This is a genomic window from Streptomyces sp. NPDC030840 (genome assembly GCF_055572015.1).
The window spans coordinates 179431-199180 of record NZ_JBVIEE010000012.1; the positions used below are offsets into that span (position 1 = coordinate 179431).

19 protein-coding genes and 6 pseudogenes are annotated in these 19750 nt (G+C 69.0%); 13 read left to right on the forward strand and 12 right to left on the reverse strand.

The window, feature by feature from the left end; genetic code table 11:
• Positions 1–12 precede the first annotated feature (12 nt).
• Together ACZ49J_RS25650 and ACZ49J_RS25655 are read right to left on the reverse strand one after the other, a co-directional pair.
• Entirely contained in the window at positions 13–633 is a 621-nt protein-coding gene (locus ACZ49J_RS25650; protein WP_467451664.1) for a TetR/AcrR family transcriptional regulator, read from the reverse strand.
• Between the two features lie 753 nt (positions 634–1386).
• On the reverse strand, positions 1387–1725 hold the full coding sequence (locus ACZ49J_RS25655; RefSeq protein ID WP_467451663.1) for a zeta toxin family protein: 339 nt from the start codon (positions 1723–1725) through the stop codon (positions 1387–1389).
• Between the two features lie 66 nt (positions 1726–1791).
• Between ACZ49J_RS25655 and ACZ49J_RS25660 the strand changes: the two are divergent.
• Positions 1792–2643 (forward strand): annotated as a pseudogene (locus ACZ49J_RS25660) (ISL3 family transposase); the annotation flags it as partial.
• A gap of 3 nt (positions 2644–2646) precedes the next feature.
• Here the strand turns inward: ACZ49J_RS25660 and ACZ49J_RS25665 are convergent.
• A pseudogene (locus ACZ49J_RS25665) lies at positions 2647–2739 on the reverse strand (helix-turn-helix domain-containing protein); the annotation flags it as partial.
• A gap of 95 nt (positions 2740–2834) precedes the next feature.
• Between ACZ49J_RS25665 and ACZ49J_RS25670 the strand changes: the two are divergent.
• Both ACZ49J_RS25670 and ACZ49J_RS25675 read left to right on the forward strand, forming a co-directional pair.
• Complete coding sequence (locus ACZ49J_RS25670) at positions 2835–3395, forward strand: GNAT family N-acetyltransferase (RefSeq protein ID WP_467451662.1); 561 nt, start codon at positions 2835–2837, stop codon at positions 3393–3395.
• Between the two features lie 221 nt (positions 3396–3616).
• Positions 3617–3688: pseudogene (locus ACZ49J_RS25675) on the forward strand (helix-turn-helix domain-containing protein); the annotation flags it as partial.
• Positions 3689–3881: 193 nt separating this feature from the next.
• Here ACZ49J_RS25675 and ACZ49J_RS25680 read toward each other — a convergent pair.
• Positions 3882–4088: pseudogene (locus ACZ49J_RS25680) on the reverse strand (hypothetical protein); the annotation flags it as partial.
• A 383-nt stretch (positions 4089–4471) separates the two neighbouring features.
• Complete coding sequence (locus ACZ49J_RS25685; RefSeq protein ID WP_467451661.1) at positions 4472–5323, reverse strand: LysR family transcriptional regulator; 852 nt, start codon at positions 5321–5323, stop codon at positions 4472–4474.
• A gap of 80 nt (positions 5324–5403) precedes the next feature.
• Between ACZ49J_RS25685 and ACZ49J_RS25690 the strand changes: the two genes are divergently transcribed.
• Complete coding sequence (locus tag ACZ49J_RS25690) at positions 5404–5937, forward strand: cupin domain-containing protein (RefSeq protein ID WP_467451660.1); 534 nt, start codon at positions 5404–5406, stop codon at positions 5935–5937.
• 124 nt (positions 5938–6061) lie between these two features.
• Entirely contained in the window at positions 6062–6412 is a 351-nt protein-coding gene (locus ACZ49J_RS25695; RefSeq protein WP_467451659.1) for a DoxX family protein, read from the forward strand.
• Between the two features lie 392 nt (positions 6413–6804).
• Here the strand turns inward: ACZ49J_RS25695 and ACZ49J_RS25700 are convergent, their stop codons facing one another.
• On the reverse strand, positions 6805–7107 hold the full coding sequence (locus tag ACZ49J_RS25700; protein ID WP_467451658.1) for a hypothetical protein: 303 nt from the start codon (positions 7105–7107) through the stop codon (positions 6805–6807).
• 600 nt (positions 7108–7707) lie between these two features.
• Between ACZ49J_RS25700 and ACZ49J_RS25705 the strand changes: the two genes are divergently transcribed.
• Complete coding sequence (locus tag ACZ49J_RS25705) at positions 7708–7854, forward strand: hypothetical protein (protein ID WP_467451657.1); 147 nt, start codon at positions 7708–7710, stop codon at positions 7852–7854.
• Positions 7855–8066: 212 nt separating this feature from the next.
• Here the strand turns inward: ACZ49J_RS25705 and ACZ49J_RS25710 are convergent, their stop codons facing one another.
• On the reverse strand, positions 8067–8942 hold the full coding sequence (locus ACZ49J_RS25710; protein WP_467451656.1) for an alpha/beta fold hydrolase: 876 nt from the start codon (positions 8940–8942) through the stop codon (positions 8067–8069).
• Positions 8943–9049: 107 nt separating this feature from the next.
• Here ACZ49J_RS25710 and ACZ49J_RS25715 point away from each other — a divergent pair, with 107 nt between their 5' ends.
• Positions 9050–9556 carry a CGNR zinc finger domain-containing protein gene (locus ACZ49J_RS25715; protein WP_467451655.1) on the forward strand — a complete coding sequence of 169 codons (507 nt, stop codon included), beginning with the start codon at positions 9050–9052 and terminating at the stop codon, positions 9554–9556.
• Positions 9557–9930: 374 nt separating this feature from the next.
• On the opposite strand, the gene ACZ49J_RS25720 is transcribed toward ACZ49J_RS25715, so the two are convergent.
• Positions 9931–10527, reverse strand: coding sequence for a class I SAM-dependent methyltransferase (locus tag ACZ49J_RS25720; protein WP_467451654.1), 597 nt, complete (start codon positions 10525–10527; stop codon positions 9931–9933).
• Positions 10528–10712: 185 nt separating this feature from the next.
• Between ACZ49J_RS25720 and ACZ49J_RS25725 the strand changes: the two genes are divergently transcribed.
• Positions 10713–11000, forward strand: a complete 288-nt coding sequence (locus ACZ49J_RS25725) for a helix-turn-helix domain-containing protein (protein WP_467451653.1) — start codon at positions 10713–10715, stop codon at positions 10998–11000.
• Between the two features lie 89 nt (positions 11001–11089).
• On the opposite strand, the gene ACZ49J_RS25730 is transcribed toward ACZ49J_RS25725, so the two are convergent.
• From ACZ49J_RS25730 to ACZ49J_RS25740, 3 genes and pseudogenes are all read right to left on the reverse strand, one after another.
• Positions 11090–12070, reverse strand: coding sequence for an alpha/beta fold hydrolase (locus ACZ49J_RS25730; protein ID WP_467451652.1), 981 nt, complete (start codon positions 12068–12070; stop codon positions 11090–11092).
• A gap of 437 nt (positions 12071–12507) precedes the next feature.
• A complete protein-coding gene (locus tag ACZ49J_RS25735) occupies positions 12508–12798 on the reverse strand; it encodes a MarR family winged helix-turn-helix transcriptional regulator (RefSeq protein WP_467451842.1) in 291 nt (96 codons plus the stop codon).
• 37 nt (positions 12799–12835) lie between these two features.
• A pseudogene (locus ACZ49J_RS25740) lies at positions 12836–13297 on the reverse strand (DODA-type extradiol aromatic ring-opening family dioxygenase); the annotation flags it as partial.
• A 533-nt stretch (positions 13298–13830) separates the two neighbouring features.
• Between ACZ49J_RS25740 and ACZ49J_RS25745 the strand changes: the two are divergent.
• Both ACZ49J_RS25745 and ACZ49J_RS25750 read left to right on the forward strand, forming a co-directional pair.
• A complete protein-coding gene (locus ACZ49J_RS25745) occupies positions 13831–14376 on the forward strand; it encodes a hypothetical protein (protein WP_468350356.1) in 546 nt (181 codons plus the stop codon).
• A pseudogene (locus ACZ49J_RS25750) lies at positions 14375–15174 on the forward strand (IS701 family transposase); the annotation flags it as partial. The gene ACZ49J_RS25745 and the pseudogene ACZ49J_RS25750, both read left to right, overlap by 2 nt.
• A gap of 454 nt (positions 15175–15628) precedes the next feature.
• On the opposite strand, the gene ACZ49J_RS25755 reads toward ACZ49J_RS25750, so the two are convergent.
• Entirely contained in the window at positions 15629–17167 is a 1539-nt protein-coding gene (locus ACZ49J_RS25755) for a glycosyltransferase family 39 protein (protein WP_467451649.1), read from the reverse strand.
• 127 nt (positions 17168–17294) lie between these two features.
• Between ACZ49J_RS25755 and ACZ49J_RS25760 the strand changes: the two genes are divergently transcribed.
• The 3 genes from ACZ49J_RS25760 (at position 17295) to ACZ49J_RS25770 (ending at position 19743) form a co-directional block, all read left to right on the forward strand.
• Positions 17295–17975 (forward strand): response regulator transcription factor, encoded by a 681-nt coding sequence (locus ACZ49J_RS25760; protein ID WP_467451648.1) that lies wholly within the window; start codon positions 17295–17297, stop codon positions 17973–17975.
• Positions 17962–19434, forward strand: a complete 1473-nt coding sequence (locus tag ACZ49J_RS25765) for a sensor histidine kinase (protein WP_467451647.1) — start codon at positions 17962–17964, stop codon at positions 19432–19434. Before ACZ49J_RS25760 ends, ACZ49J_RS25765 begins: the two co-directional genes overlap by 14 nt.
• Before the next feature lie 138 nt (positions 19435–19572).
• Positions 19573–19743, forward strand: coding sequence for a DUF3500 domain-containing protein (locus tag ACZ49J_RS25770; protein WP_467451646.1), 171 nt, complete (start codon positions 19573–19575; stop codon positions 19741–19743).
• Positions 19744–19750: the final 7 nt, after the last annotated feature.

Here is a 19750-nt window from a genome sequence, read left to right on the forward strand (position 1 = left end):
TGGCCCGATGAGTCAGGAAGCAGTGGGTGAGACCTGCGTGAGCCGCGGGCGGGCGATCTGCGTCGCGGCGTCGACCACCGCGGCGCGGCGTGCGGCCCGTTCTGCGGGATCGTTCGCGTCGCGGCCGCAGAGCATGCGCGCGATCTGAGGCGCGGCGGCCCAGTAGCTGGCCAGTGACAGCACCAGGAACACCAGGTGGGCCGCTTCGACGCTGTTGTCGATCAGGCCCTCTTTCTGGGCGGCGGCGATGGACGTGGTCTTGCTGATGTACAGCTCGGAGCGCGTGGATTCCTCGGCCACGGCGCCCTTGCCCGCCAGCCCCTCCCACAGCAGCAGACGTGCCAGGTCGGGGTGGGCGAGCTGGTAGTCGAAGGAGCGGCCCGCGAACTCGCCGACGTCCTCGGCGCTGGCGACGGCCAGCGGGACAGCTGTGGCGACCTGGTCGAGTTCGCTGTGGATCACGGCGGAGAACAGCTTCTCCTTGCCGCCGAAGTAGTTGTAGACGCGCTCCCGGTTGACCTGGGCGCTCTTGGCGATCCGGTCGATGGTCGTGCCGTGCAGGCCGTGCTCGGCGAACTCGGCCAGCGCGGCCTCGTGGATACGGCGCTTTGTTCTCTCGATGTCCCTAGCCATGACTCAACCATAGCACCAACACCAACGTTGGTGTTGGTATGGTGTGCGCCTGCAGTGTCACCGGTGTCAGCTACAAGCGACCGTTCTCCCCGGCTCCCGCAGTCGGCAGCCGGCCCCGGCGGGCACCCGGAAAGCGAGGAAGCAGCCATGGCAGACCAGACCATCAGCAGGGCAGCGTCGGGCACCTGAGCCGGGCGATCTGGAAGCGAACCGCATCGGCTATGACATCACGCGCCTGCCGCAGACGGGACCGTATACATTCGCCGCCGACGCTGTTCCGCGCGAGCGCAGCCAGGCCCTCCTGTCCTATGCCGCGCGCGAGCTTGGGCACATCGACACCGCCGCTATCTGCTTCTCGCTGACGCGGTCGGCCATGAACTGATCAACACCGCGCTGGCGCCCTATCCAGATGATGACCCTGTCATTGCCGCCAAGATCGGCCCCCGGCCCGTGCTCTCTGGGGAGAGTTCCAGTACACGCTGACCCCGCCGCAGGTGCGTGGGCAGGTCGAGGGGACCCCGCGCCAGCTCGGACGTGATCATCTTGATGTGGCGAACCTCGCGCGTCCAGGGCCGGGTTAGGTCAGCGAGCGCTTCGGTGAGTTCGCCGAGCTGTGCGAGGAAGGGCTCGTCCGGCACCTGGGGCTGTCCAACATCACGGCGACCAGCTCGCAGAGGCCCAAGCCATGGCCCCGGTGGTCTGCGCGCAGAACGCGTACGGCGGCCTGAGCCGTCCTGACGCAGACGCGCTCGTTCAGGTCTGCGAGGAGCGGGGCATCGCCTTCGTTTCGTTCTTCGCCCTCGCCGGTGCGGGAGGCGCGGACGGCATTCCCACGAGTTCGACCGGGTAGCCGTCGGTGGCGAAGGGCGGGGCGCTGTCGAGGAACTCCTGCACGCTGCCGGGGGCGGCCTCGATCAGGACGTCGCCGCGCCGATCGCGTACATACTGTTCGGCGCGGGCGAACCAGGCGCGGTAGTCGGCACGGATCGCCGCACCGGCGCTGCGGGGGTCGTCGCGCAGCAACTGGAAGTAGTCGGGGTGCGAGGCCTTGAAGTCGTCGCCGACCACGGGTCGTGCCAGGCCGCAGCGCACGGGGGCATCCTGGCGGCCAGCAGCTTGCCCCCCCCGGGTTGGCCCAGGACGTACACGGCGCGCGGAGATCACGCTCGGTTCGACGGGATCGCGGTCATCGGGGTCGACGAACACGTCTGGAGGCACACGCGCCGTGGCGACAAGTACGTACCGGTGATCATCGACCTCACCCCGGTCCGAGACGGCACCGGACCGGCACGGCTGTTGGACATGGTCGAGGGCCGCCCCAAGTCGGCGTTCAAGACCTGGCTCGCTGAGCGCGACGAGGCGTGGCGTGGCGCAATCGAGGTCGTCGCGATGGACGGCTTCACCGGCTTCAAGACCGCTGCAGCTGAGGAAGTCCCCGACGCCGTCGCGGTCATGGATCCCTTCCACGGCGTCCGCTTGGCCGGCGACGCTCTCGATCGCTGCCGACGCCGAGTGCAGCTCGCGATCCACGGCCACCGCGGGTAAGCACGACCCGCTCTACAAAACCCGACGCACCCTGCACACCGGTGTCGGGCTGCTCAGCGACAAGCAGACCGACCGACTCCGGACACTGTTTGCCGACGAGGCCCACGTCGAAGTCGAAGCAACCTGGGGCATCTACCAGCGGATGATCACCGCCTACCGCACGAGGACCGTCGCCGCGGCCGGGAACTGATGAACAAACTCATCACCGACCTGAGCAGCGGCGTGCCCGAGCCCCTGAGCGAGTTGATAACCCTGGGCCACACCCTGAGGAAGAGGGCAGCCGACGTGCTCGCCTCCTTCGAGCGCCCCGGCACCAGCAACGGCCCGACCGAGGCGCTCAACGGCCGGCTCGAACACCTCCGCGGTTCCGCCCTTGGATTCCGCAACCTCACCAACTACATCGCCAGAATCCTGCTCGAGACCGGCGGATTCAGGCCCCAACTGCTACACCCTCGATTGGGATGAGCCACTTTCCTCGAAAAGGTCGACGGCCCGCATCCGGACGTCTTCACGGCGCTTGCGCTGCTCGGCGGTCAGCCCGCCCCCATCTGGGTACCGCATGCCTCCGGGGTGCCAGCCAAGGCGGCCGCCGTCACCAGGTCCGACGAAGCCCGAGACCCTACGACGCCGAAGTCAGTATCCGCTAAAGTGACTAGATGAACATTCCGCCCGAAGCGCTGCCCGGCGGCGTCCTGTTGCGACTCGTATCGATGGACGACGCGGAAGCGCTACGGCACGCCTACGCCGCGAACCGGGAGCACTTGGCCCCATCGAACCCCAGCCGCCCGGACAGTTTCTTCACCACTGAGGCCCAGGCCCTGCGCGTCAAGGAGCAATTGGCGCACCTCGCGGAGCGACGAGTCGTACCCTGGGTGCTGGTGAGCGAAGAGGCCGTCGTCGGCACAATCACACTCTCGGACATGTCTTTCGGCCCCTTCCGCAGCGCCTATTTGGGCTATTGGATTTCCGCCGACCAGCAGGGCAAGGGTTTGGCGAGCGCGGCCGTGGCAGCGGTATGCGGTGCGGCTCGCGACATTGTCGGGCTGCACCGTATCGAGGCAGCCACGCTCCTTGACAACACCCGGTCCCAGCATGTTCTGGAGAAGAACGGCTTCGAGCCGATAGGCGTGGCTCCGCGCTATCTCCACATCAACGGGGAATGGCGGGACCACCGTGTCTTTCAGCGCGTTCTGCACGACAACCCGCCGTCGAACTGATTGACCCGGGCTGCTGCGCGGAGCCGGCGTTACCGCTGCCCCCAAGGGGGATCTCGGCCGGTAGCGGCGCGGGGAGCTGTTCCCGGCATCATTCCTGATCGACCACAGTCGGGTCCCGGAGCGCTCCCGGTAGCTGCGTAGATTACTGACTTCGGCGTCGTAGGGTCTGAGGCTTCGTCGGACCTGGTGACGGCGGCCGCCTTGGCTGGCACTCCGGAGGCATGCGGTACCCAGATGGGGGCGGGCTGACCGCCGAGCAGCGCAAGGGCCGTGAGGACGTCCGGATTGGGGCGACCAGCCAGCGATCACGGGTCCGCGATGTCGAGGGTGACCTTGGACAGGGGACAGCCCACGCACGTCAGGACATAGCCGTCGGCTTTCTGCTGTGGCGTGAGGCAGTTCGGCTCGCTCTGCGTGACTTCTCCGCTGCGGAGCTGCGTGCGCCATGCAGTCGCCGCAGTTCCCGACCGTGCAGGAGTGCGGCATCGACAGTCCTGCGGCAAGTCCGGCGTCGAGCAGTGTCTGGCCGGGCTCGAACTCCACCACGCCGACGGGTTGCCCGCTCTCCTCGACGGTCATCTTCTGCGGCACGGTCGCCGTGGTCCCTGAGTCTGCTCCGCTGGTGTAGCGCTCGTGGTGCACCAGCTCGTCCGGGACTCCGAGCCCGGTCAAGACGCCCTGGACGGCGTTCATCAGCGGTTGGGGACCGCAGGCGTAGTAGTGGGCGTCCCGGGCCGGGGACAGGCCGGTGACCCAACGACATACGCCGTCCGCGCCGGCATGGGCGCTGACCACGATATGGCAGTTCGCCCGTTTGCCGACCGCTTCGCGGTGCTGACGGGCAACGCGCACCGAAGCGGTGCCGCACGCATCTGCGCAGGCGTGGCATCCGGGCGGTGATCTCGGTCCCGGCGGATCAGAGTGGCCACCGGCTGTGACGGGGCAGCCGGGGCGGCAGGCCACCGGCCTGTGACCGCCCGCCCGCCTGCCGCTCGTTCACGACGTCGGGAGGCGGTCCGAGGGCTGCGGCGTTCGATTTGTTCACGAGCTGCGGCAGCACCGACGTGCACGCACTCTCAGTGGCGGTACGCGGCTGTCGCGATGTCGGTGAACGACCGGATCAACGGGTTGGTGTCGCCCTCGTTCCACGCCGCCACCACTCGGCTTGGCGGCATGTCGGCCAGCGGCACCGCGGCCAGCTCAGCGGGCAGGCTGTGTCCGAGCGGGGCGAGGCCGACGGTGCCGTTCCACAACACGGCCTGCAGGCATTCCTGGACGACGCGCACCACTGGGCCCTCGCGTGGCTCGCCGCCGTTCCAGTACGACTGCCAGAGCGGGTCCGTTCCCCGCGGGAACTGAAACCAGCGGCGGTCGCCCAGGTCGGCCAGTCGCAGCCGGCCGCGGCGGGCCAGCGGATCGTCGGCGCGCAGGACCACACCCACCGGATCGCTACGCAGCTCACGCACTGTCAGGGCCGTCTCGTCGAACGGCGCCCGAGTCAGGGCGACGTCGACCAGTCCGGCGCGTAGCCCGCAGGTCGGATCGGTCAGATCGGTGTCGCGGATGCGGATGTCGATGCCGGGGTGGTTCCGGCGGTAAGCGGCCGCCAGCCTGGTCACTCCCGGGTCGGTGCCGTCGCCCAGGATGCCGACGGTGATGGTCGCGGCGTCGGCCGCCGCGGTCACGCGTGCGTGGACGCGGTCGGCGTGGTCGAGCAGGGCCCGCGCCTCATCGAGCAGTACCTCGCCCACCGGGGTGAGCGTGACGCCGACAGGTGAGCGGGCGAACAGCAGGGCGCCGACCTCGGTCTCCAACTGCTTGATCGCCCGGCTCAGCGGCGGCTGGCTCATGTGCAGTCGAGCGGCGGCCCGGCCGAAGTGGAGTTCCTCGGCGACTGCCGTGAAGTAGCGCAGGGTACGTAGCTCCACACTGCGACGATACCCACAAGGTATCGGCGTCGCTGAATGGATCTTGGACAGCCGCAGCGCCCTGGCGGTGCACTCGGAACATGAACGACGAAGCGAAGACCAGCGAATCGCAGGCCGACCCCGCCGTGTCGGTGGTCGGTCCCGACGACGGCGAGATCATCGTCATGGGCACCACGCGTATGCGCGTCCTCGAAGACGGCAGCCATACCGGGCACCGCCTCGGAGTCGCCGAGTCCGTCCTCGCCCCGCACACCCCCGGACCGCCGCAGCACCGCCACGCCCAGCACGACGAGGGCTTCTACATCATCTCCGGCACCGTGCGCTTCACCATCGGGGACAAGGACTACGACGCCACCACGGGCACGCTCGTCATGGTCCCGCCCGGCGTCCCGCACACCTTCGCCAACCTGACCGATCTACCCGCCGTCATACTCAGCACCTTCACCCCCGATCTGTACGTGCAGTACTTCCGAGACCTCCAGAGCGTGGCCGCCAGTGGCCAGCCGCTGACGCCGCAGGCCACCATCCAGGTGATGAGCCGCTACGCGACCGAGCCCGCCACCGACCTCGCCCGAAGCCGGCCGGATGCCACCGCCCGGCCGTCCTCCACCTGACCAACGCAGCCGGGCGCTCACACCATTCAACTTCCGGGTCGCAAGGACAACGCCCCGGCCTTCTCCAGGGGGTTGTCCTGGGAATCGCCGGGTCGCCAGCAGCCGGTGACCGTGAAGGGGACTCATGAAGACCGCATATTGGACCGTCGCCGGACTGCTCGCCCTCTTCTACCTCTACGCAGGCGCGATGAAAGTGATCCGCAGCCGCGACCAGCTCCGCCCGATGATGGCCTGGGTCGACCGCATACCCCTGCCCACCCCAGGCGTAGGCGCGGCGGCCGCCGGTGCGGTCGGCGAGGGCGCCCGCGGAGAGCATCAGGGCCGCGAACATCAGGGTGTAGGCGTCCACCACCCACTGCAGCCCGGCCATCCCGCCGCCGAGGGAGTCCCGGATCGCGGGCAGCGCGATGTTCACGGCCGAGACGTCGATGGTGATCACTGTGAAGCCGAGCAGCGAAGCGACCAGCGCGACTGAGCTCCGCCGCGGCACGGCGGGGGCCTCGGCAGGTGACGTGGTGGGTCGGGCCCGGTCGTGCCCAGGGTCGGAGGCGGCGGACGGGGGCGGGGCAGGGGTGGCCGGCATGGTGAACTCCTGTGCGACTGCGGGTGACCGCTCATCACAGGTGACCGGGCGGCCGCAGCCCATCGGGGCCGCGGTCCGGTGTCTCGCACCCCCTGGGCCCCCGGGTGGCCGGGCCGCCCGCTCCGGTATCAACTGTGCCCTCGCGCGCGGCCGCCCGGCAGACCGCGCTGCACCCAGGGTGCGGCGTTCCTGGGGCTGACACGGCCCCTCACGCTCCTTGACCGCCTGCGACAATGACGGTACGGCAGCAGCGGATACGAGGGGCACGGAGCTCGGCCGATACCTTAAGGCCCGCAGGACTCGACGAGACCGCGCTCGCCCGGTTCGGGATTCGCGTCCTCAAGCTCGGCGTGATCCACCCGGTCGAACCTCTCATCATCACCGAGTTCGCCGACGGGCTCGACGAGATCGTGGTGGTCGAGGAGAAGCGGGCGCTCGTCGAGCCCGCGGTCAAGGAGATCCTCTACGGCGGCGCCGACGCTCTCCGGGCATACGGAAAGACCGGCCCGGACGGCCGGGTGCTGTTCACCGAACTGGGCGAGCTCGACCCGGCGTGTTCGCCTCAACGGTTGTTCTGCCACGTCCACGGCCGCTCCCGGTCGGCCGCGCAGCTGGTCCCCGGCCGGCCGTATTCGGTCGTCGTCGCGCCAGCCCCGGACCGCACCTCATGGACCGCCGTGCTGGCGCTCGCCACCCCCGGACGCGCACTACCTGTCGCCTGGGCACGGCGGCGCGGGCGGTCGTGGCCGGCACGTCGGCCAGCACACCGTAGCCGGCTCCGAGCCGCGCGGACGTCTCCACGGCCGGTACCGCCCACACCGTGTATGTGGCGATCCGCAGGGGTGCGGCGGCAGGGGAGAATGGGGTCATGACCATGTGCAAGAAGTGCGGTGCCCGAAAGCGCCGTTGGCCCCGTTCCTGCTCTCGGTGCCGTTCGGAGTCGGACCGAGCGACCGCGGCTGCGGCCGCCGCCGACGTGGCTGTGGCGTACGGAATGCTTGGATGGATCAGGCGAGGAGTCACGGGAGTTCTCCGGCTGGTGCTGCGTACGCTCGACTGATTTGTTTCTTCCGACGCGGTGCGCAGGTCGGAGGTCGGGCAGGCCCTGGCGTGGAAGCCGGCCTCCTGAGCACCCCTGACTTTTAATTCGCAGCGAGGGTGACTGCCGCGAACCGGGAGGATCAGAGGTGGCCGGCAGAGCTGCACGGCGGCCCAACCTGGTGACGGTCGACGGCTACAACCCCTCGGCACAGGCGTGGCTGGACAACGGCGTGGCGTACGCCGCGCTGAACTACCGGGGCTCGGTGACCTTCGGACGGCGCTTCCGCGAGTGAGCGGGAGATCCTGGACTGCGGCCTTGACTTCGGGCCATATACAGGCCAGTCCACCGGGGGTGTGATCCGCGGCGTCTCCCGGACCGGGCGCTCCCATCGGGGGCACGACCAGAGTTCGAGCTACTGCTCCGAGGTGATGGCCGGGCGAACGGCGCGCGCCGACTCGGCCCTGAAGAGCCCGTTCACCCACCCTGGGGAACTCCTCGCCGGCTTCACGCCGGTGATCCGGTGCTGGTCAGGAACCCGCGAATATACCCGGCCACGGTGTCCAGGTGGCTTTCGAGCAGGAAGTGTCCACCCCCGGGAACCAGGTGGACCTCCGCGTCCGGCAGGTCCCTTGTGAACGCGCGTGCTCCGTCCGCGCCGAAGATCTCGTCAGCCGCGCCCCAGACGGCGAGGAGGGGGACCTGGTGTTCCCGAAAGTAGGCGTGCACCTGAGGGTAGAGGGGTGGATTGGTGGCGTAGTCGCGGAACAGGGCGAGCTGTACGAGGTCGTTGCCTGGCCGGTTGACTTCGTGGTGGTCAGCGGCCCAGGTGTCGGGATCGACCAGCTCGGGCCGGTCCACTCCGTGCACGTACTGCCAGCGGATGGCGTCGAGCGAAAGGGCGGCACGAACCGCGGGTTCGGTCTGGGGGCCCGGATTCTCGCAGTACGCCCATACGGGCTCCCAGAAATCCGGTACGAAGCCGTCCTCGTAGGCGTTGCCGTTCTGTGTGATCACCGCGGTGATCGCGTCCGGGTTGCGCAGGGCCAGCCGCCAGCCGATGGGTGCCCCGTAGTCCTGGACGTACACCGCGTAGCGGGTGACGTCGAGCTGGGCCAGAAGGGCTTCTGTGATGTCGGTCAGGGAGTCGAAGGTGTAGGTGAACGCGTCCACGGGCGGGACATCGGAGTTGCCGAAGCCGAGGTGGTCGGGGGCGATGACGTGGAATCGATCGGCCAGCGCGGGAATGAGGTGGCGGAACATGCGTGAGCTGGAGGGGTATCCGTGCAGGAGTACGAGCGTGGGCGCCTCGCGGGCTCCTGCCTCGCGGTAGAAGACGCGGTGTCCCCGCACTGTCGCGTACTGATGGCGGACCTCAACCATGACTAACCCCTTAAATGCGTTTTGGTGGTTATCTCTCGGTGTCCAGTAGACCGCCCTGGGAGTAACCTGTCAAACCACTTGATGGAGTTAGCTGGGAAGGTGGGGCCGTGCTGGACGACCAAGCCCTGATGCAGGCGCTGAACAGCACCCCTGTTGTGGATGGCCGACGCCGGGACCTGTGGCGTGACGACCATGAGGTGGACAGGTGGGCGCGGGAGCACGGGGGTCTGGGCGGCGAGAAGGAGCGCCGGTGGCTGCGCACCGCGCGGGACGTGCTCCAGGCGGTGGAGTCGGGTACGTCGGCGGAGCCCCGTCTGCGCCGAGTCCTCGCAGGTGTTCGCAAGGTCCCGCAGCCCAGCGCGTCGGGCGTCGAATGGCACTTGGAGGTGGAGCCGGAGCGCAGGCTCGCCGTGGAACTCGTGCTCGCGTGGGCGGACGTCAAAGAGCGCATGCCCGGCCGTCTGCGGCCGTGCGAGAACCCTGAATGCCGCCTCTTCCTTCTGGACCGCAGCCGCGCCAATACCGCACGGTGGTGCTCGATGAGAACCTGTGGGAACCGGCTCAAGGCCCGCCGGCACCAGGCTCGGGCACGGGAGACCCCACGGCCCGAGTAGAGCGCCAGGACAAACGTTGCCCCATGCGGCACTGGTCCGGCTGACGGTCGAGCACCGGCTGGACGAGGACCAGCGCACCGCCCTGTGGTGCATGCGCCAGGCGATGCGGCAGCTGCGGCCGGCACGCACGGACGGCAGCGGAGATCCTCCTCTCACACGCCCTGCCGAGCACGGCCTGACACGGCAGGCTCCTGTGCCGCAGGAACTGCCCATTCGCGGAGTTCGTCGTCGAACACGCCGGTGCCGTCGATGACGATGTCGCCGCGCATGCTTGAGGTGTCGGTCGGGATCAGTCCCGAGCGTGCGGCCCCACTTCCTCGGCTGAGCGCGGGGAGACAGGTGTCGGCCCGGCGCGTGGAGGGTGGGACACCGGATCACCGCAGGCGTTGTGCCCGCAGAACGGTGTCGTGGGTGTGGTGTGTGCCGATGGGAGCGGGAGCGGTTCGTGGCCTGGTTTCGTTGATCAGGACGTCCCAGTTGTGGTCGAGAACCCTGGCGATGTCATCGGGCTGGTAGTAGTCACTGGGGTCGAAGCCCTGCTCCGGAGGTGGGGACAGATCGGCGGGGTCATGGGTAGCGAAGAGCAGGGTGCCGCCGGCTGCGACGGCGTCCAGCAGGCCGCGTAGCGCGGTGTGGTCCGGCTGGCGCCGGAGCGGAAAGTAGTGGGCGGAGACCAGGTCGAACGCGCGGGCTGGGGGTGGCGTGGCGGTCAGGTCGGCCTGTGCCCAGGCCACGCGACCAGTGATGTCCGTGGCTGTGGCGGCGGCGCGTCGCAGGGCGGTCCGGGAGATGTCGACCGCGGTGACCTGCCAGCCGTGGCGGGCCAGCCAGTGTGCGTCGGCGCCTTCACCGCATCCCACGTCGAGCGCTTGCCCTGGCGGCAGGCCGGTGACCTCGGCGACGAGAACTCCGTTGGGTTCGCCGCTGAAGACCTGATCGCGGCTGCGGTACATCTCATCCCAGACGTCCATGGTCCTCGTTCTTCGTCGTAGGTGGCGGGCGTGGTCACAGGCCGTGACGCCGTTCACCCATGGCCAGTTCGCGGAGATGGGCTCCTGTTTCGGTGGGACACCGCCTGTGCCACCACTCTGGTCCCGTCCCTGTCGGGCTGCCAAAGTTCTTTGCGAAAGGTGCAAAGCCTGGGCGCGGTGCACGTATGAGCGACGATTCCGCCGCCGTGCCGGCCGCGGTCGGACCACGGCTGCGCGGGTTGCGACACCGCCGCGGAGCTTCCCCCACCGACCTGTCGGAGACCACCGGTACTGCGGTCAGCGCGCTGTCCCGGCTGGAGTCCGGGCGCCGCGAGCCGGGCCTGAAACTGCTGTTGCCCCTGGCCATCACCTGTCAGATGCCGCTCGACGAACTCGTCGGCGCCCCTGCCGGCGTCGCGCCCCCGGGTGTGTCCCCAGCCGATCACGCGCAACGGCATGACCGTCGCTGGTGACCGAGCGTCAGTTGGCTGTTCTGAGCGCCCCGGCCGGCTCCGTGACGATGTTCACGTGGTTCGCGGACACCGGGCAGCGCGCGAGTGCGTCACTCGGGCAAGGCGGCGAGCCAGTCGGTGAGGAGCCGGTTGATCTCGTCGGGGCGTTCTTGCTGGATCCAGTGGCCGCAGCCGTCGAGGATATGGGAGGAGGTCAGGCCCGGCAGCGTGACCGGGTACGCCTTGATCGCGTCGGCCAGCCATGTCGTGGAAGCGTCCAGGCCGCCGCCGATGAACAGGGACGGCTGGGTGAGGGGCGCACCGTCGAAGACGGCGAGATCCTCCCAGTCGCGGTCCATGTTCCGGTAGCGGTTGAGCGCTCCGGTCAGGCCGGTCCGTTCGAACTCCCCGGCGTAGACGTCGAGGTCCCTCTCGCCGAGCCAGGCAGGGAGCCGGCCGATGGGGAACCGGTCCCGCAGCGTCCCGTCCCCGCTGACGAAGTGCGGATCGGGAGCGCCGGGCGCGGGCATGGTGTCGGCGGACAGGGCCGCGTAGAAGCCCGCGAGCCAGCCGCGTACATCGGGCTCGATCTCTGCCTCGGCGCGGCCCGGCTCCTGGAAGTACGAGACGTAGAACTCCTCGTCCCCGCCCATCTGAGCGAAGACGTCGCTGGGGCGGGGGCCGCCGCGCGGGGTGTAGGGAACGCTCAGCAGTCCCACTGCGCGGAAGACCTCCGGCTTGAGCAGGGCGGAGTTCCCGGCGATGGTCGCGCCCCAGTCGTGGCCGATGACGACCGCCGTCTCCTCGCCCAGGGCGTGCACCACCGAGACGTTGTCCTCCACCAGGTCGAGCATCCGGTACGCATGCGTCGCGGCAGGCTTGGAGGAGCGGCCGTAGCCGCGGACATCGATGGCGACGGCACGGTATCCCGCCGCCGCGAGTACCGGCAGCTGGTTGCGCCAGGAGTACCAGGATTCCGGAAAGCCGTGCACGAGCAGCACCAGCGGCCCGCTTCCCTGCTCCGCGAGGTGAATCCGCCCTGCGGGCGAGGAGATCGACCGGTGTGTGGCCTCCGTGACGTGCTGAGACATGCGCTCCTCCAGGACCCTTGTCCGTTGTACGCCCTGACCGGCCCACTTCCACCGATCCGTTGGCTCGACGCCGAGCATTCACAAGCCCGTACGGCGAAGGCGAGTTCGTTTGCCGATTCGGCAACGCCCGCCTACGTCGTCACCCGATAAGAGGCCACGCTGAAAAACCTGCACGCATAGAGCCTCCACCACTCCCGGACCGGTTCAGTCCCAGCATGTGCACGCCATCGGCGCATCGACTTCGCCATCACCCAGGCACCCGAGGACGCCTGGGATCGCCACTCCTGCGGAGCCGGCGCGAGAGGGCCGCGCGTCTTGGTCCCGCTGGCGCCGCCGTCACCAGGAACCGCCCATCGCTGTCACCACCGCCGCCGCACCCGAAGTCACGAGGTCCCGCCACCTGACGGCACTTTGGGCGGTTCACCCGAGGTTGGCGCTCAGCGTTCCTCGAGTTCCCGACGCAGGGTAGTGGCTACGCGGGCGAGTGCGGTCCCGAGGTGGCGGCGCTGGGCGGCGGTGAGCGGATCGAAGACGATCCGCTTGACCTGTGCGACGTGTTCCGGTGCGCTCTCGATGAGCTTCTGCCGACCTGCGTCGCTCAGGGTGGCGAGGGTGTACCGGCCGTTTCCAGGATCGGTCCGGCGGGCGACCCAGCCGCGGGTTTCGAAGCGGTCCATCACCTTCGACAGGCGGGGCAGGGTCAGGCTCATCGGCGGCACCGACGGCAACCAGCAACGGGACGAAGTGCTCGGCCGTCGGATGAGCGATCGCAGCGCCAGGTGCCTTGTTGCGGTAGTCGGTCAGAGCGTCGGCGTCGCCCCGGGCGAGGACCTCAACAGCCCACTCGTCAAAGGCCGCCGTGGCCGCGGCGAGTTCCGGCTGCCGGAAGACGGCGAAGCTGTGCGTCATGAAGCCCGAACCGAGCACGAGGATGCCTTCCTCGCGCAGAGGCCGCAGACGCGCACCGAGCTCAAGCAGAGCACCGGGCTCAGGACTGGGCATCGACAGCTGCACGACCGGGACGTCCGCTGCGGGATACATGGCCATCAGCGGGATAAAGGCGCCATGGTCAAGACCGCGGTCCGCGAACTCGTGCACCCGAGTCCGGCCCAGCAGCCGAGCGAGGACGGGCTCAGCGATGAGCTTTCCAGCCCCGGGGCTGCCTGTCTCGTCCTGATTGACTCGATGCCCTGGCAGAGCCCGATCCCCGGAGGAGTTCACCAGCACGCCACGGGCTGGCGTCGGAGCAACGAATGGAAGGAGTATCGAACGGCGATGAACAGAACGGCAGTGGACACCGACGGATCGCGCGGGGCGTTCTCCCTGGACTTCACCGTCCCAGGCGCCCTAGCGCCAGGATTCGAGGCCTTCCGGCACGAGTGGCAGACGCAGCTCAGCGCCGTCTTCCCGCTGCCGGCCTTGAGCCCGGCCACGATTGAAGACTTCCGGGTCAAGGCCCGCGGCGCCAGGGTGCGCGACGTGGTGACCGTCGATGTCCACGGCGCGTCAGCCGCCCGGGAAAAGCCATCCTGGGCAACGTTGAGGATCAGGTTCGCATGCAGGTGGTACGGCGCGGCGCATGGACTGTGCGTGACCCGCGCGGTCGCGATGAGCAGACCGTACCGGCCGGGCAGTTCCTCATGCGGCACGTCGGGCGGCCGTCGCACTTCGAGTCGGCACCGCACACGACGGCGAAGCTCATCTTCCTGCCCTCTGCGATACTCACACCACTGCTCGGGAATCGCAGCATCACCGGGCCCGTGGACTCCCCCGAGTTGCGTCTGCTGGTGGCCCACGCGAATACGGTCTACGCAACCATAGCCGACCTCGGCCCGGCCGGTGAGCAGGCCGCGCACAGCGCCCTGATCGAACTGGCCAAGGCGGTGGTGAAGGACCGGTTCGACGATGTGGAGCCCAGGCTGGCTCCCGCGCTCGCCCAGGCCGCGAAGGACCTCGCGGACAGCCACCTCGCCCATCCCGAACTCTCTCCCGCGATGCTGGCGCGAGAGCTCAACGTCTCCGTACGCACCCTCCGGCAGGCCTTCGCCACGGTGGGAGAGTCCGTGTCGGCCTACATCCGCCGTCGGCGGCTGGAAGAAGCCCCGCCTCGCCCTCACCGTACCGCCCGTCCGCCTGAGCGTCTCCGAGCTCGCCGCCCGCTGGCACTTCGCCGACAGCAGTCACTTCATCCGGACGTTCAAGAAACACTACGGCCAGACCCCCGCCGAATACGCCCGCGCGACCCGCTCGACCGGAAGCTGAACCGACCCCGACGGTCATCGGGAATGTCAACTCAACTTTCCTGACACCGTCCGGCGCCGGCGGACCGGCGTCCCCGAAGACGTCGGGCACCAGGAGAAGTGGCGCCTGGCCTTGGACGCCCTGGATGAACTGGCCGGCGGGCAGCTGCTGCCGCCGGTGGTGGTGGCCGATGCCGGCTACGGCCAGAACGCCGACTTCCGCGCCGGCCTGGCCGAGCGGGGACACGCGTACGTGGTGGGCATCCGTGGCGATATCACCGTCCAGCCGCATGACGGGCACCCCGATGCCCGGGACTTCTCCGGCAACGGCCGCCCGCCGCTGCCCCGTTACCGACAGCCACCGGTGACGGGGACGGAACTCGCTGCGGGTGCCGGACGGGAAGCCTTCAAGGAGGTGACCTGGCGGGAAGGCTCCCGGTGCCCGATGACCTCGCGCTTCCTCACCGTGAAGGTCCGGCCGGCCGGGGTGCGCCCGCGTCGGCTGGCCCAGGCAGCCGGGGTGGCCGGGCACGGCCACTGGGACGGTGTCCTGCCCCAGGTGCGACTGCTGGCCGAATGGCCGGAGGCGAAGACGAACCGACCCGGTTCTGGCTGACCGACTTGCCCGACGACACACCGATCCCGGAGCTGGTCCGCCTGGCAAAGATCCACTGGCGCATCGAGCACGACTACCGCGAACTCAAGCACGGCCTCGGCCTGGACCATTTCGGAGGGCGCTCCTTCAACGGCTGGCATCACCACGCCACCCTGGTCACCGCCGCCCACGCGTTCCTCACCGAGCAGCGGCTGGCCCCAAAAGCCGAGAGCACGAGTATGGCTGGCACTCCCCAAATCGCTACCTGACTTTCGCTCTGCCCTCGGCCTTTCGGGTTCGGTAGTCAGCTTCGGTTGCCGCCCCATTCATCGTCGCGGTGCGTGTGCGGGCACGCAGGCGGCCCTCTCGTCGCGTCGGGTGGGCGCCGGTTGCCCCGGTCCGGTCGGTGGCTCTGCTGCTCGTCGGGGTTCGAGGAGATCGACATCGCCGACATCCCCGACGTCCCGCATCTTCCCCGGGCTGTTGCCGGTCAGCCTGGGTCCGGGAAGGTGCCGAGCCGACTGATCGTGTCGGTGGTCTCTTCCGTCCCTGGCCAGTGGCGGGTGAATCGCAGGCGCCGTTGGCATGCGGTCGCGATGAGTTGGGCAGCGGCGGAGGCAGCCGCAGCCTCCCATGGCAGCTGGCCGGCAAGTAACGGTCCGTGGCTTCCGGGTCGGGATGGCGTGACGGCGGTGGTGCCGACCGGGCCGGCACCAGTCGTGGTCACCTCATCACCCCACCGCTCGCTCTCGGGCCGTCGGATCCAGGACCGGCCTTCGGAGACGGGGCGTGGTCCCGGACATAGACGGTGACTCGCGCCCCGTTGACGTGGGTTGTTCCGTACTCACGGAAGTAGCGCCGCAGGGTGCTTGTTTTCGCTTCCTCCTGCGGGTTGGTCGGCGAGTTCACACCCACCGCGCGGACCGCGACGATCCGGTCGAATTCCAGCATGCGTGCCGCTATGTCCCGGGCGGGAAGCTCGATACCCGCAAGTGTGTTCGACGAGACGGGATCCTGTGCCAGGGCGAGATCCGTCAGGAAACGGGTGTCCTCGGGGTTGGCCGCGGTCAAGATCCGGTGTCGGCCCGCGAGGTAGAGCAGCCCGTCGCCGGGACGGCCTTCCTTGCGTACGGCGGCGCCGATGGCGGTGACGTCGTTGCTCCGGCTCTGGGGCGTTCTCAGCGACAGGCTCGGCTGGACGAGCGCGGCCAGTACGGCAACCGCCGCAATCCACGCGATCCACGCCTTGCGGGAAGACTGCTGCCGCCGGTGGAAGTAATCCATCCAGGCGCCCAGCAGCAAGGCGATTCCGATATTGCTGTAGAGCACATACCGGTCGACGAAGAGGGGCTTGACCAGTGAGGCGATCAGCAGCACAAGGGCCGGAAGCACCAGAATCGGCACAGCCAGCACGGAAAGCCGCACGGGCCCCCTCCTCCCCAGGGGCGCCAGGGCACACGCCACGCCCACGACCGCCACAACCAGGAAATAATGAAGCCGCACCGGTGCGCCGATCCAAGACACCTGCTCCGACTGCCCGGCACTGAAGATCGCCAGCGGCAACAGCCCGGCCACCACGCCCGCGGCCGTCACACTCCACGCCTTCAGCACCGGTCGTGGAACCCGGGAGACGACCAGTGTGACGCCGTGTGCGACCAGGGCGAGGACCGCGAACTCATGGAGCAGGCAGGCCAGCAGCATGGTGGAGCCGTAGACCGCCCAGCGCCACCGGGCGCGATGCGGGACGCTGACCACGAGCGCGTAGGTGGCCCAAGTGACCAGGGCACAGACCATGGCGTACGAGCGGCCTTCCTGCGCGTACTTCTGCACCTGGGGAAGGAGCGGAAACACCAGCCCGGCGAGCAGTCCGGCACGGGGCCCCGCCAGGCGTAGCCCCAGAAACCCGACTCCGCTCGCCGCCACGGACATCGCCAGCACAGACGGCAGCCGCAGCGTCAGCAGCCCTCCGCCGAAGAGACCGAAGATCTCATGCATCACGGCGTAGTAGAGGGCATGGACCAGATCAACATGCTGGGCGGTGTGCCATATCTGCGAAAGATCGCGGTGCGCGAGCTGATAGGTGACGGACTCGTCCCCCCACATGGTGTTCTGCCTGCGGATACCCCACAGCCCCAGAGCCATGGTCAGCACCAAGGGCGCGATGACGACAACGGCTCTGGCCGGGCTCGGTGATGGCCGACGGGCGGGTACGGGAGGGGAGACCGTCCTGACCATGGTGGGGGCACGTTCATCAAGGGACATCGGCGACCGGGCCTTTCAGCAGTGGCGGAGAAACTCCGTCAGCGTGCCGGGACCTCGTTGACCGGATGCTGACCCAACCTGACCGGCCGATCAGGAAGGCGGACCGGCGCTGTGCGAGGCTGCACCCATGCGCATCCTGGTGGTCGAAGACGAGGTGGACCTTGCTCACACCCTGCACACCGGTCTGACCGCCGAGGGCTACAGCGTCGACCTCGCCCATGACGGCAGGCAGGGACTGTGGATGGCCCGGACCGGCGAATACGCCCTTGTCGTACTGGACTTGATGCTGCCCGGACTCAACGGCTACAAGGTCTGCGCCCAACTGCGCCGGGAGGGCAACGCGACCCCCATCCTGGTACTCACCGCCAAGGACGGGGACTGGGATCAGGCAGAGGCCCTGGACACGGGGGCCGACGACTACCTGGCCAAACCCTTCTCCTACACGGTGCTCGTCGCACGCCTGCGGGCCCTCGCCAGACGTGCCGCCACGGTCGCCCCACCCGTCCTTGCCGTGGGCGACCTCTCGTTGGATGTCGCCGGCCGGATCTGCCGCCGGGCCGGGACCCGGGTGGAACTCACACCCCGGGAGTTCGCCGTCCTTGAGCTGCTGGCCCGCCGGGCGGGCCAGGCGGTCTCCAAAACGGACCTGCTCTATCACGCGTGGCCCGACGAAGCCTGCGATCCCAACCTGGTGGAGGCGCGCGTCAGCGCCCTCCGCAAGAAGGTGGATGCCGCGTTCCACCGGCAGTCCCTGCAGACCGTACGGGGTATCGGCTACCGGCTGGTGGACGACCGTGAACGCGACTGAGCCGCGACGCCGCTGGTGGCCGCGTTCAATACGAGCCCGCACAGCCCTGGCCGCCGCCTCGACCGCCGCCGTCATCCTGGTCAGCATCGGCTGGTGGGTGCACCACGACGCCTACCGCGAGGGCACGCGGATCGCCGAAAAACAGGCCGAGATACAGCTCTGGGCTCTCGTCGATCAGCTGAACGAGGGTGTGGTTCCCGTTCGCAGAAGCGCCGTGCCGTACGAGGTCGTCGCGACCGGCCGGCGCGCCGCTGTCGCCTCCGGCGGAGGCATGGACGACGTCGATCCCGGCACCCATGTGCTGCCCGCCCCATCGGAGGCCAGGGAGCCCGGAGGCCTGACGATCCGTCCCCTCCGCATACCGGCGCACCGCGACGACAACCCCAGGGACAGATTCGATGCCGACATGGCCGGCGGGACCTACATGGTCATGTCCACCGATATCAGCGCCGATGAACTCAGCAGCGACAAAGTCGCCGCTCTGGGCGTCGCCGCCGACGCCACGCTGCGGGTCTACGTGGTGTTGCTCCCGCACACAGCCGAGGCAATCACCAAGACCACCGACCGCCTGCTGCTGCGGGCCGGGCTCGTCGGCCTCGTACTGATCGCCGCCGTCACCTACTTCGCCATCCGGATCGCGCTGCGGCCGGTCGAAGCCATCCGCATCCTCACCGCCTCGGTCACCACAAGCGACGAACGCGTCACCGTCCCCGCCACGGGACACGAGATCACCGCCCTGGCCACCACCATCAACTCCACCCTCCAACGCCTCGACAACGCCGCCGCCCAGCAGCGCCGCTTCGTCGCGGACGCCGCCCACGAACTGCGCAGCCCCCTCACCACACTGCTGGCCAGCCTGGAAGTCGCGCTCGCCTACCCGGAACGCACCGACTGGCCCGCCGCGGTCACCACCGCCGCACGGCAGACCCGCCGCCTCCAGGCCCTCGCCGAAGACCTGCTGCTCCTCGCGCGCCTCGACACCCGCACCCCCACAGCCGGCCCCGAGACCGTCGACCTGACAGCCCTCGCCTCCCGGCTGACCGAGCAATACCCCCTCACCGAACGGCCGTTGACCCTCACCTGCGACAGCACCGCCCCCGCACACGTACACGGAAGCCCCGACGAATACGAACGGCTGCTGCGCAACCTCGTCGACAACGCCGCCCGCCACGCCGCACACCGCATCCAGATCACCGTCCGGAGCGAGGACGACTGGGTCGTCCTGACGGTGCACGACGACGGACCGGGCGTGCCCACCGAGGACGCCGAGCGCATCTTCGAACGCTTCGTCCGGCTCGACGACGCCCGCTCCCGTGACCACGGCGGCACCGGCCTGGGCCTCGCCATCGCCCGCGACCTGGCCCACCGCCACCAAGGCACCCTCACCCTGACCCCCCGGACCCTCGGAGCTTGCTTCCAGCTACGTCTTCCCCAAGCCCCCACCCCGGCCGAGAAATGACGCGCTTCACCGCGGCAGCCCTCCGGAACCGGAAGGCCACCAGATGACCACGCCCATCGCCACTGCCGCAGAAACGATCACACACTTCGCCCGCCACCTGGTTGAGCCCGGCTTTCGGCCACCGGTCAGATGATTTCCATGATCTACAACCCAAGCATCGAGCAGCATCTCGCCGACACGCACATCGCCTGGATCGGCGGGAGCGACGACGATGACGCCTTCTACTACCGCATCCACAGCCCCGTCGTCCTGATCGAATACGACTGCCACCAAGGTGTCTTCCTCGACAACGACCAGCCCGAACCGTGAACCGCTC